We start from the raw sequence: 12,096 nt of genomic DNA, 5'->3' as shown, positions 1-12,096 counted from the left end.
CGCGACGACGGCAGCGCTCAGCGCCACCGTCGCCGCGCGGCGTGGCCCCGGCGCCCGACCGCCCCCTCCCCCCGGCGGGGCGGTGCGTCGGCGCGGGTGGCTCACGCGTCCGATCACACCGCTCCCGCCTTTCGTGGGGCTTTCACGCCGAAAGGTCGGTCGGGTTCTGCCAGGGCCGGTTGTGTCGGGGTTGTCGGGTGGGGTCGAGCCATGTGGGGGGTCGGAACCAGGGCATGTGGTCGGTCATGTGGACGTCCCAGCCGCTGTGGTGGACCAGGTCGTGGTGATACCGGCAGAGGCAGACCAGGTTGTCGGGTTCGGTGTGTCCGCCGTGGGCCCAGTGGATGATGTGGTGGATCTCGGAGTGCCGCGCGCGTCGGCGGCAGCCGGGGAAGGCGCAGTGCCGGTCGCGGCGGGTGACGGCGCGGGCGGTGGCGGTGGGGATCGAGCGGGTCTTGCGGCCGACGTCGAGGACTTCGCCCTTCGAGCCGAGCAGCATGGGGATGATGTCGGCGTCGCAGGCCAACCGCCGCGCGGTGTCGGGGCGGATCCAGGTGGAGTCACCGAGCAACGCCAGCGCGGTGCTGGTGTCGGCGAGTTGTTGGCGCAGCGTCTCGTAGTCGAGGGTGACGGTCAGGGTGACGCGTTCCCGGCCGGGTAGCGCCATGGTGTCGACGTCCGGTGGGGTCCACGGCCGCCGTGGTGGCGACTCTCCCGGATCGGCCTCAGCCTCGGACCAGGACTCGGACTCGGGCTCGGGTTCGGGGGTGGCGCCGGAGCCGCTGCCGGCGGCACCGGTTCCGGCGTCCTGCTCTGAGGCGCCGGGGCCGAACATCGACGGCTCGTCGGCCTCGGCCGCAGGCTCGTCCGTGGCGGACGCTGCGGGCGCGGTGTTGTCGCCGTCGCCGTCGCCGTCGGGGAACGACATGGCCGCCTGCCCGGGGCCGGGCTCGGGGTCGGGTTCGTTGAGGCCGGCGTGGTGGCTGGCGGAGATCAGGTCCAACAACCCCGAGGCTTGCCGGGCCGGGAGGGAGCGGTCGGCCTCGTCGCGCGGGTCGTGCCCACGGTTCCCGTCGGCGGATTCCGGGGCTTCCCCGGTGTCGGGGTCGGCGACCACCGAGGACGCCGGAGCAGGCGTGGCGGCCCGGATCGCGTCGTCGAACAACGCCGCGGCGGCCCGTTCGCGGAGCACGAGTTTGGCGTGCAGGTCCCCGTTGCGGCGCTTGGTGTAGCGCAACTCGTTGCCCGACGCGTCGTCGTCCTTCGGCGCCGCGCCGTCGGGGTCGAGCCGGTCCGCGATCACTCTGGCGGCCGAGAACAGTGCTTTCGGGCTGTGGGTGGTGGCCAGCGCGGCGAGCTGCTCCTCCGCCGTCGCCAGCACCGCCGGCTCCAAGCCAGGGACCGCGCCGAGGCGCTGCATCGTCTTGCGGATCACCTCGACGTGGTGCTCGTCGACCAGCCCGTCGTCGACCACCGCCGCCGTCGCCGGCAGATCCGCCGGTGTCCTCGCCCCGGTGGGGGTGACGGTCTCCCGCAACGCGTCCGCCTGCCGCTCCAGCAGACGGACCGTCGTGGGGTCCAGGCGCAGATGGTCCTCCAGCAGCCGCGACATCCGCCGGTAGCCGGTCTCGTCGAGCACATCGCTGTCACGGATGGCGTTGATCGCCCGGTACAACCGGGCCCCCGCCAACCGTCGGGCCCGGACCGCGGCCGCGCCCTCAGCCAACAGTGACAACGACTCCGCCGACACACCCTCCCCAGAAGAGGGCTCAGCGTCCGAGACTCCCGGCACCGCCCACCCAGGCTCCACCGGCTCGATTGGCTCGGTGGCGAGTGGCGGCTCCTCCTCGTCATGGAAGGAGTACGCCGAGATCGGCGCGAGGGCGTCCTCGACCGCCCACGCCGCGAGCTCCTCGTCCGAGAGCGGCACGAACGGCGCATCGTCAGGCAGCGGCATCCCCGTGTCGGGGTCCCACCCTGCCTCGATCGCCATGCACCCATCATCGAACACCAGTTCGACAAGATCCAGAGGCCATTCGGAGTAATCACGCCTCGTCACCACCACCGCCACCCGATCGGGGCGTAGTGCTCCGATGACGAGCGGTAGTTCTTCAACTTTCTCCGACTTCTCACGTCATGCAGTCACCAGACGCGCGTTCCTCCGGCGTGAGCTACCCCGAACGGGGCAGCGCAAACCACCGATCGGTGGTCCACATGGTTGCTGTCTGTCGGGGACCAGCGATCCAGCGCACGTCAGTTGGTCCACGTCGACGGAGGTGAAGGATGTCCCCGCAGTCGCGGCTACGGGTCACCGTCCTGGGGCTGAACTACGCCCCGGAACCCACGGGCATCGCCCCGTACACGACCGGTCTCGCCCGTTTCCTGGCCGAGGCGGGCCACGACGTCCACGTCGTCACCGGCCTCCCGCACTACCCGCGGTGGCAGGTCGAGCCGGGCTACACGGGCCGCCTGCTGCAGGAGCGCGACGGCGACGTCCGCATCACCCGCGTGGCGCACCCCGTGCCGACCAACCCGACCGGCGCCGGCCGCGTCGCGATGGAGGCGGCCTTCGCCGCCCGCGCCACGCGCGTCGTCGCCCGGCAGCCGCGACCCGACGTCGTCGTCGCGATCAGCCCTGCGCTGCTCGCGGTCGCCGCCGCCGCGACGCTGCGCCGACCGGGCCGCACGGCCGTCGGTGTCGTCCCGCAGGACCTCTACGGCCACGCGCTCGCCGAGACCGGCATCGGGTCCGGCCGCGCCGCTGCGGGCGCCGCCTCCCTCGAGCGCCGGCTGCTCGCCCGGGCCGACGGGGTCGTCGCGATCCACGGACGGTTCCGCTCCTCGCTCGCCGCGATGGGGGTCGCCGAGGACCGCATCACGACGATCCGCAACTGGACCCACGTCCCGACCGTCACCCGCCGGCCCGCCGACATCGCCGCCGTCCGGCGCGAGCTGGGGTGGCGTGACGACGAGATCATCGCTCTGCACGCGGGCAACATGGGCGCGAAGCAGGGCCTGGAGAACGTCGTCGAGGCGGCCCGCCTGGCCGACGTCGACAGGTGCCCGATCCGGTTCGTCCTCCTCGGCCACGGCAGCCGGCGCGACCACCTCCGCGCCGTCGCCCGGGGCGTGCGCCGCGTCCAGTTCCTCGACCCGCTGCCCACCGAGCGCTTCACCGACGCGCTCGCCGCCGCCGACGTCCTCGTGCTCAACGAGAAGGCCGGGGTCGCCGAGATGTGCGTCCCCAGCAAGCTGACCTCGTACTTCGCCGCGGGCCGCCCGGTCGTCGCCGCGACCAACGCCCTGTCCGCCGCGAGCGCCGAGATCGTCGCCTCGCGCGCCGGCGTCACCGTGGCGCCGGGCGCACCGCGGGCCCTGCTCGACGCGATCGTCGACACCCGCCTGCAGCCCGGCGAGTCGGAGGCCATGGGCCTGCGCGGGCAGCTGTTCGCCCACGACGTGCTGCACGTCGACGCCGCCCGCGAGGCCTACGTCGCGTGGGTCGAGGGCCTCGCCGCCTCCCGTGCGCGGCCCGACCACGAGCCCCTCCCGGAGGTGGTCACCGACATCGGCGTGCTCGACGGCGGGGCGCGGCGCCTCCCGAACTCCTGGGTGGAGCCGGCGTGAGGGTCGCGCTCGTCCACAGCTACCACCACACGGAGGTGCCCTCGGGGGAGAACGTGGTGGTCGACGCCCAGGTGCAGGCGCTGCAGGACGCGGGCCACGAGGTCGTGGTCGTCGCCCAGCACAACGACCTCCGCCGGCGTCGTCGCACCTACCCGCTCGAGGCCGCCGCGACCGTGGCGACCGGTCTCGGGCCCGACCCGACGGAGATGCTGCACCGCATCCGCCCCGACGTGGTCCACGTACACAACCTGTTCCCGAACTTCGGGACCCGCTGGCTCGCCCGGTGGCAGGGGCCGCTGGTCGCGACGCTGCACAACTTCCGCCCCATCTGCCCGGCCGGGACGCTGCTGCGCGACGGCAAGCGGTGCACCGACTGCACCCACACCCCGCGTGCCGCGGTGACCCACCGCTGCTTCCAGCACTCGCGGCTGGCGACCCTCCCGCTCGCGGTCGCCACCCGCGGCGGCGCCGTGAACCACCCGGTCATCGCCCGGGCCGACCGGCTGATCACCATCTCGCAGCGCGCCGCCGACGAGTACCTCGCGGCCGGGGTGGGCGCGGAGAAGCTCGTCGTCGTCCCCAACGCGGTGGCCGACGTCGAGCACACCGCCGGTCACACCGACCACGTGCACGACCCCCGCTGGCTGTTCGTCGGCCGCCTCTCCGCGGAGAAGGGCGTCGCGGCCCTGCTCGACGCCTGGCCGGCGCACCTGCCGATCGACGTCGTCGGCACCGGCGACCAGCAGCAGGAGCTCGAGCGCCGGCACGGCGCGCGCCCGAACGTCCGCTTCCTCGGCGGCATGGGCAACGGCGAGGTCCGGGCGCGCCTCGCGCACTACACCGGCCTCGTCGTCCCCAGCCTCTGGGCCGAGGCCGGGCCGCCGCTGACCTACGTCGAGGCCCTCGCCTCCGGCGTGCCCGTCGTCGCGTACGAGGGCAACGGCGCGGCCGACGACGTCGCGCGGCGCGGCACCGGGGTCGTCGTCCGCCCGGGCGACGCCGCCGAGCTCGCCGTCGCCCTCAAGGACGTCCAGCGCGACCGGGCGGCCCTCGGCCACCGGGCCCGCGCGACCTACGAACAGCACTTCTCCACCCGCGCGTGGGTGTCCACCCTTGTCGATCTCTACCGGGAGACCAGCCATGGCTGAAGCCGGCGGCGGCACCTACGCCGCGATCCTGACCGACCTGCTCGACCGCGGCGTCATCGGCCGCGACGACGCGATCCTCGTCCAGTTCGCCGGGGAGTTCGACGAGGACGTCACGGCCCGGGTCGGGCTGACGAACTGCACGTTCTCCAACCTCGCGCCCGACTCGCCGTCGTCGCGGCTGCGGGCGGCCAACGCGGGCGACGCCCACGCGATGCCCTACGCCGACGCGAGCTTCGACCACGTCATCGGCCACGCCGGGCTGCACCACTGCTCCCGCCCGCACCAGGCGCTGCACGAGATGTACCGGATCGCCCGCCAGACCGTGGTCGCGGTGGAGAACCAGGACTCGCCGCTCATGCGGCTCGCCTGCTCGCTCGGCCTCGCCGGGGTCTACGAGCACGACGCGGTCGCCGACGGCGGCGGCACCACGGGCGGCGTCGACGGCAGCGGCGTCCCGAACCACGTCTACCGCTGGACCCGCCACGAGGTCCGCAAGACGGTGGCGAGCTTCGACCCGGGACGGGTCGTCCCGATCGAGTTCCACTCGCGCTGGCTGATCGGTTCCGACCGGGCCCTGACGCCGGGCATGCGCTCGGCCATCGGCGGCCGCGACCGCGTGATCGGCCTGCTCAACGGCGGGCTCAACACGCTCGCCCGCCGCCAGGGCAACATCTTCGGCTTCACCGTCCGCAAGGACCTCGCGGTGGCCCAGCCCTGGGTCGGGGTCGCGGCGTGATCACCCACCGCACCCTGCGCACCCTCGCCGCCGCGGCCGCCGTCGTCGCGCCCGGCCGGCTGCGCCGGTTCGTCCACACCCGCCTGCTCGGCCACGAGCTCGCCCCCACCGCCTCGATCGGGCACTCGTTCGTCGACGTCGACCACCTCGTCATGGGCGACGGGGCCCGGATCGGCCACCTGGTCGCGATCCGCGGCTGCGAGCGCGTCTCGCTGGGCGCGGGCGCCGTGATCCTGATGCTGGTCTGGGTCAACTCGGTCCGGCGCTCCACCGGCTACTTCGCCGGACTCGAGGGCCGCCGCCCGGAGCTCGTCATGGGCGACCACTCGCTCATCACGTCGCTGCACCTGATCGACGCGTGCGACCTCGTCGAGCTCGGCGACTTCTCCGCGATCGCGGGCTTCGGGACGATCGTGCAGACCCACGCGGTGGACGTCGTGAACATGGTCCAGGACGCCCGCCCGATCCGGCTGGGCGAGTACGCCATGGTCTCCACCCGGTGCCTCCTGCTGCCCGGCGCCGCCGTGCCCGCACGCAGCATCGTCGCCGCCGGCTCGACGGTGACCAAGGCGCTGCGCGCCGAGCACCAGGTCTACGCCGGGTCGCCCGCCCGCCCCGCGCGGGCGCTCGACCCGGACATGCCCTTCCTGCACCGCACCACGTCGCAGATCGCCTGACGATGCGTCGGGGGAGGGCGGCGACGGGGATCGCGGACCAGCTCGTCAGCTCGGCGAGCAACTACCTCACCGCGTTCGTGGCGTCGGCGGTCCTGGCGCCGGAGGCGTTCGGGGCGTTCGTCGCCGCGTACGCGGTGGTGACGGTGCTGAGCGCGGCGGCCCGCGCGGTGATCGGGGAGCCGCTGCTCGCGCACCTCCCGACGGTGGACGCGGCGCGGCGCCCATCGTCGGGGACCTCGGCCCTCGCGGCCGCGGCGGTGCTCGGCGCCGGCGGGCTCGCGGTGTGCGTCGTCGTCGGGATCGCCTGGGACGGCCCCGTCGGGGACGCCCTCCTCGCCCTCGCGGTGTGGGTGCCGGGCGCCCTCGTGGTCGACGCGGGTCGGTACGTGCTGCTCGCCCGCACCGACACCCACCGGGCGCTCGTCGTCGACGTCGTCTGGCTGCTTGCCCAGGGCCTCGTCCTGGGTGCCTTCCTGACGACGGGTGGGGTCCTGTCGGTCGCGTCCGTCTCGGCCGCGTGGGGGATCGGGGCGCTGGTCGCGCTCGCCGTGGTCGTGGCGGTGACGCCGGAGGCCCGCCGGGTCGGCCGGCCGCAGCGCTGGTTCGCGGAGTCCCGCTACCTGTCCGGCTGGTTCACGCTCACCTCGGTGCTCGGGCAGGCCCAGGTCTACCTGGTGCTGGCGGTGGCGGGCGCGGTGCTCGTCGCCGACGACGTCGCGGGCCTGCGGGCGGTGCAGCTGCTGGTGTTCCAGCCGCCGGTGACCGTGCTCGCGGCGCTGCTGGTCCTCGCGACCCCGGTCATGGCCCGCCTGGCAGCCGACGGGGACCGGGCGGGGCTGCTCCGCGCCCGGCGGGTCGCCCTCGTTGGGGCGGGGGCGCTCGCCCTGGTGCTGCTCGCCGCGATCCCGCTGCGGGAGGTCCTCATGGGCGCGCTGTTCCCGCAGTACGTCCACCACGCCGGGCTCGTCGTGCCGATCGTGCTGCAGACGGCGCTCGCGGCCCTCGCGGTGCCCTTCCTCGCCCAGATCCGCGGGGAGCGCCGGGCGCGCTCCCTGTTCGCGCTCCAGGTGGTCACGGCCGCCGGGATGCTCGCGGGCGCCGGGGCCGGCCTCGTCGTCGGGGGCGCGGCCGGCTCCGGGGTCACGGGGCTGGCGTGGGGCCTGACGGCCTCGTCGCTGGTCGCGCTGGGCGCCGCCGCCTTCGCGACGACGGGTGCGCGTCCCGCACCCGTCGTCGCGACGGGGGTGCCGGCGTGAACCGCACCGTGGCCCTCGGCGGCCTCGTCGCGCTCGTCGTCGCGGGTGCACTGGTGCTCGACGCGACCCGGCTGCTCGGACTCCAGCTGACCGTCCCGGCGCTGGCGGGCGTCGTCGTGGTCGGCCTCGTCGTGGTGCTGCGCGGCCCGGGCGACCTCGGGGTCACGCTGCTGGCCCTCGCCGTCGCGACCGCCACCTGGAACGGCGTCTCCCTCGGCCTCCCGCTGGGCCACCTGTTCCTCGCCGCGGCGCTCGGGGTGCTCGCCCTGCTCGCCGTCGGCTCCGGGGCGCGGCTCGCGGCGCCGTCGTGGGTGTGGCCGCTGCCGACGGCGCTGCTGCTGGTGGTCGCGTGCTCGGTGCTGTTCCCGATCGACCGCGGCTACCTGACCGCCCGCTTCGGCGTGCCGATCGACGCGGCGACCGCCGCGGCCATCCCGAGCCCGGGCATCGCCAACCTGCTCAACGGGGTCCGCTGGATCGTCCCGGCGCTCGCGCTGCCGCTCGCGGTCTGCCTCGCCGTGGCGGGCCGCGAGCCCGGGGCCCGGACACGGCTCGTCCGGACCCTCACCGCCGCGTGGGTGCTCGGGGCGGCCGTCAACGCGGCCGTCGCGCTCGCCGACGAGACCGGGCTGACCGCGATCAGCGCCCGCTTCATCGCCGTCGACGTCGGCGGCCGGCAGGCGGGTCTGACCGCCCAGCCCAACCACCTGGCCCTCTCGGTCGGGCTCGCCGCGCCGGTCGCCGTGTGGTTCCTGCTCTCCACCCGCGGCCGCGAACGCCTGCTCTGGGCGGGCGCGACCGCGGTGATGGGCGGCGGCCTGTTCGTCTCCGGCTCCCGGGGCGGGCTGGTCGTGGCGCTCGGGGCGGTACTCGTCGCCCTGCTCGTCGACCGCCTCGGCCGCCGCCTGCTGCTCCCCCTCGCGGGCGCGGCGCTCGGCGCCGGCACGCTCCTCGTGGCCTTCTTCCCGACGATGCTCGACCGGCTCGGGCGGGAACTGCGGCTCACCGGCGCGGAGAGCGCCGCGGAGTCCGACGCCATCCGCGCCCGCATCCACGCCCAGGCGCTGCTCGACATCGAGCACTCGCCGCTGCGCGGGATCGGGCTGCACGTGATGACCGAGGGCCACAGCATCTACCTGCAGCTCGGCGCGTCCGGCGGGGCGCTGCTGTTCCTCGGGTTCGTGGTCACCGCCGTCGGGGCGCTCGCCGACGGCCGGGCGATCGCCCGCGCCGGCGGCCCGGCGGCCGGCCTCGCGCGGGCCCTCGTCGTCGCCTTCGGCGCCTGGCTCGTGGTCGGCGTCGTCGAGAACCAGATCGCCGACCTCTACCTCTACGTCCCCCTCGCCCTGCTGGCCGGGCTCGCCGTGTCCGCCGGCGCCCGACCCCCGTCCCCGCAGCCCGTTCCGGCCCTCGTCCGCTCCCCGGGAGAACCGTCATGACCTTCGTCGCCCTGCTCACCGCGATCCGTCGTCGCTGGCTGCTGCTGGTCGCCGGCCTCGCCGTCGGGCTGGCCGTCGCCGCCGGTGTCACGGCGTTCCTGCCGCGGACCTACGCCGGGACCGCCAGCCTCTACGTCTCCGCCGTCGACGACACGACCGCGCAGAACGCCTACCAGGGCGTGCTGCTCTCCCAGCAGCGCGTGAAGTCCTACACCGAGATCCTCACCTCGGAGCGGGTGCTGCGCCCGGTCATGGACGCCGCAGGCATCCCCGGCAGCACCGCCGACTTCGCCGACCACGTCGCGGTCACCACCGACACCGACTCGACGGTCATGAAGGTGACCGTCACCGAGGACTCGGCGCCGCTCGCGGCCGACCTCGCCAACGCGGTCGCCGCCCGGTTCGCCCAGGTGGTCGGCCAGCTGGAGCGTCCGGCGGGCGCGGCCGCGGGGCAGGCGCCCGCGGTCACCGTCGCCACGGTCGACGCCGCGGTGGCCGACCCGTCGGCCGTGTCGCCCCGCTGGTCGGTCAACCTCGTCGTGGGCGCCGTCGTCGGCCTGCTGCTCGGCATCGCCGCCGCCGTGACCGCCGCCGCCACCGACCGCTCCCTGCGCCGCCCCACCGACCTCGCGGGCCTCGCCGGGGCGCCGTCGCTGGGCAGCCTGCCCACCGTGCGCGGCGCGTTCGTGCCGGACGCCGAGGGCGGGTACGCCGAGGCGGTGCGGCGGGTCCGCACGAACCTGGCGTTCGCCGACGTCGACCGGGCCGTGCGGGTCATCACCGTCACCAGCGCGGTCGCGGGGGAGGGGCGGACCAGCCTGGTGCAGGCCCTCGCCAGCGCGTTCGCCGCGACGGGCCGGGTCGCCGTGGTCGAGGGCGACCTGCGGACGCCGGTCCTCGGCGAGCGCCTCGGCCTGCGCGGCCGGCTGGGCCTGACCGACGTGTTGCGCGGGCGCTGCGCCCTCGAGTCGGCGCTGCAGCGCCACGCAGGCGTGGACGTCCTCGTCAGCGGCGAGGTGCCGACCGACCCGTCGGGGTTGCTCACCTCGCGGGCCCTCGGCACCGTGGTCGAGCGGCTGCGCGCGACCCACGACGTCGTCCTGGTCGACGCCCCGCCGCTCGGTCCGGTCGCCGACGCGGCCGTGCTCGCCGCCGGTTCGGACGGCGCGGTGCTGCTCTGCCGGGCCGGCACGACGTCGGCCGAGGCCGTCACCTCCGCGACCGAGGCCCTGCGCGCGGTCGGCGCCCGCATCGTCGGGACCGTGCTGACCGGGGACGGTGAGACCCGCGCGACCGTCGCCCCGACCGCCGCGCCGGGCGCGACCGGCTCGGACGGTGGCTGGGGCGCACCGACCTCGATGCTGGACTTCTCCCCGTCGGCGCGTCCCGCCCTGGTCGGGCTGGAGCCCCGTCCGGCGGCGTCGGTCGCGAGCTTCGACCTGTGGTCCGCCCGGCGGTCGACGGGCGGCGGCGCGCACCGGGCCGCGCGGTGACCCTCTCCCGGCGCGGCGCCCTCGGGCTGGGCGGCGCAGCGCTGCTCGGGGTGCTCGCCGGGTGCGGTTCCGGCGCGGTCGTGCCGACGGCCGGGGCGGTCCCCGACGTCCCGCTGCGTCGGCACACCCGGTGGGCGGGCCGCCCCGACGGCCCGCTGCCGGCCGCGGGGGACGAGGGCGTGCCGTTCACGACGCTGCTCTCGAACGCCACCGCGCCGCCCTCGCTGCGCGGCGGGGTGCTCGTCGGCAACCTGCCCGCGGCCGCGTCCGCGGCGTACCTCACCCAGCCGGTCGGCGCGCCGGTCCGCCGGATCGGGGCGCGGATCGCCTTCGGCCCGGGCTCCACGTCGGGCTCGGCGGCCCTCGTGGCGTGGAACGGCGCCCCGAGCGTCGACCGCGTCGAGGGCCACCTGCACATGGTGTTCACCCCGGACCGCTGGATCGCCGGCGTCCTCGCCGGGGGCCAGGTCCGCGAGATCGCCCGCGCGGACTACGGGCTCGCGCTGCCCCAGGACGGGACCCCGCGGCCGGTCGAGGTGATCACCGCCGGCGACGCGGTGGTGCTGCGGCTGCCCGACGGCACCACGACCACCGTCCGCGACCCCCGGTTCGCCTCCGGCACCGGCACCGTCGCGGTGTGGGAGTTCTACCGGGACGCCGAGGACTCGGCGGCGGTCACGTTCGCGGAGACGTGGGCCGGCTGACGGGCGGGTCGACGCGCGTGCCGCGCACGGTGACGGTGAGGTCGGCGGGGCCGGGGGCGTCGAGCACGACGTGGTCGTAGCGCCCGCGCAGCGGGTCGAGCACGGCGGCGACGTCGGCGTCGGCCAGGGGCGGGCCGCTGCGCCCGGTGGGCAGCACGTCGAGGCCGCCGCGCGCCCACGGCCGGATCGCCCGGTCGGTCCCGGCCGTCCCGGCGATCACCTCCCGGACGCCGGGCGAGGGGTCGGCGATCCGGCGTACGCGCGACGACGACGAGCGCGGCCCGGCCTCGACGAGCAGCACCCGGGCGCCGTCGGCGGCGAGCGCGGTGGCGATCTCGACGGCCGCCGAGACCGGGGAGCGCCCCGCGGACTCGACGACGGCGATCACGTGACCCGCGCGTAGGGAACCGGCCACGCGCCGCGTCGCGGCGACCCGTCGGGCGTGGCGGCGCCCCGTCCCGCGGGTGAGCACCACGGGGTCGCGCCGGGAGCGGGGGAGCCGAGCCGACCCGGCGTCGGGACGGCGCAGGGCGACCAGGCCGGGCAGCAGCCCGAGCAGCGCCCCGGCGGCGAGGACCAGGCCGGGGTGCGGCTGCGGCCCGGTCGGGCGCGGCTCGGCCACCGCGACCACGACGGCGGGTCGGTTGGCCGGGCGGGTGTCGGCCCCGGTCTGCGCGAGCCGACGTGACGCGGCCGTGGCCAGGGCGCGGGCGACGACGGCGGCCTCCTCGGTCGTGGCGGCCCGGGCCCGGACCGTGAGCGTGACCCCGACGAGCTCGACCGACGTGGTCGCGGCCAGGTCGGCGGGGGAGGGGACGCCGCCGAGCAGGGCGGAGGCGTCGGCGCGCACGGCCGGACCGGGCTCGGACGGGGGTGGGGCGCCGGGCGCGACCGTCACCGCGGCGTCGAGGGCCACGCCGGACGCCGGCGGATGCACCGTCAGGACGAGGGCGGCGGTGGCGAGCCCGAGGACGGCCGTCGCGAGCACGACCCGCACGCCCATCACCCGATCGTGG

10 protein-coding genes are annotated in these 12,096 nt (G+C 76.1%); 8 read left to right on the top strand and 2 right to left on the bottom strand.

Features of this window, described 5'->3' with window-relative positions; genetic code table 11:
• Positions 1-142: 142 nt before the first annotated feature.
• On the bottom strand, positions 143-1,993 hold the full coding sequence (locus LN037_RS11335) for an HNH endonuclease (RefSeq protein ID WP_230752370.1): 1,851 nt from the start codon (positions 1,991-1,993) through the stop codon (positions 143-145).
• A gap of 290 nt (positions 1,994-2,283) precedes the next feature.
• Here LN037_RS11335 and LN037_RS11330 point away from each other — a divergent pair, with 290 nt between their 5' ends.
• Genes LN037_RS11330 through LN037_RS11295 form a run of 8 tightly spaced genes read left to right on the top strand, consistent with a single transcriptional unit; the run spans position 2,284 to position 11,080 of the window.
• On the top strand, positions 2,284-3,627 hold the full coding sequence (locus tag LN037_RS11330; protein ID WP_230752368.1) for a WcaI family glycosyltransferase: 1,344 nt from the start codon (positions 2,284-2,286) through the stop codon (positions 3,625-3,627).
• Positions 3,624-4,775 (top strand): glycosyltransferase family 4 protein, encoded by a 1,152-nt coding sequence (locus LN037_RS11325; RefSeq protein ID WP_230752366.1) that lies wholly within the window; start codon positions 3,624-3,626, stop codon positions 4,773-4,775. The genes LN037_RS11330 and LN037_RS11325 overlap by 4 nt, the downstream gene beginning before the upstream one ends.
• A complete protein-coding gene (locus tag LN037_RS11320) occupies positions 4,768-5,511 on the top strand; it encodes a class I SAM-dependent methyltransferase (protein ID WP_230752365.1) in 744 nt (247 codons plus the stop codon). Before LN037_RS11325 ends, LN037_RS11320 begins: the two co-directional genes overlap by 8 nt.
• Positions 5,508-6,188, top strand: coding sequence for an acyltransferase (locus tag LN037_RS11315; protein WP_230752363.1), 681 nt, complete (start codon positions 5,508-5,510; stop codon positions 6,186-6,188). Before LN037_RS11320 ends, LN037_RS11315 begins: the two co-directional genes overlap by 4 nt.
• 2 nt (positions 6,189-6,190) lie before the next feature.
• Positions 6,191-7,444 carry an MATE family efflux transporter gene (locus tag LN037_RS11310; protein WP_230752361.1) on the top strand — a complete coding sequence of 418 codons (1,254 nt, stop codon included), beginning with the start codon at positions 6,191-6,193 and terminating at the stop codon, positions 7,442-7,444.
• Positions 7,441-8,883, top strand: coding sequence for an O-antigen ligase family protein (locus tag LN037_RS33530; protein ID WP_230752359.1), 1,443 nt, complete (start codon positions 7,441-7,443; stop codon positions 8,881-8,883). Before LN037_RS11310 ends, LN037_RS33530 begins: the two co-directional genes overlap by 4 nt.
• Positions 8,880-10,376, top strand: a complete 1,497-nt coding sequence (locus tag LN037_RS11300; RefSeq protein ID WP_230752357.1) for a tyrosine-protein kinase domain-containing protein — start codon at positions 8,880-8,882, stop codon at positions 10,374-10,376. The genes LN037_RS33530 and LN037_RS11300 overlap by 4 nt, the downstream gene beginning before the upstream one ends.
• Positions 10,373-11,080 (top strand): hypothetical protein, encoded by a 708-nt coding sequence (locus LN037_RS11295; protein WP_230752355.1) that lies wholly within the window; start codon positions 10,373-10,375, stop codon positions 11,078-11,080. Before LN037_RS11300 ends, LN037_RS11295 begins: the two co-directional genes overlap by 4 nt.
• Here the strand turns inward: LN037_RS11295 and LN037_RS11290 are convergent.
• Positions 11,052-12,083, bottom strand: coding sequence for a P-loop NTPase family protein (locus LN037_RS11290; protein ID WP_230752353.1), 1,032 nt, complete (start codon positions 12,081-12,083; stop codon positions 11,052-11,054). The two genes, LN037_RS11295 and LN037_RS11290, sit on opposite strands and share 29 nt — an antisense overlap.
• Positions 12,084-12,096: the final 13 nt, after the last annotated feature.

Source organism: Actinomycetospora soli, from assembly GCF_021026295.1.
Classification (GTDB): Bacteria; Actinomycetota; Actinomycetes; order Mycobacteriales; family Pseudonocardiaceae; genus Actinomycetospora; species Actinomycetospora soli.
Note: the sequence above shows the minus strand (reverse complement) of the source record. Positions and strands in the feature narration are given on the sequence as shown.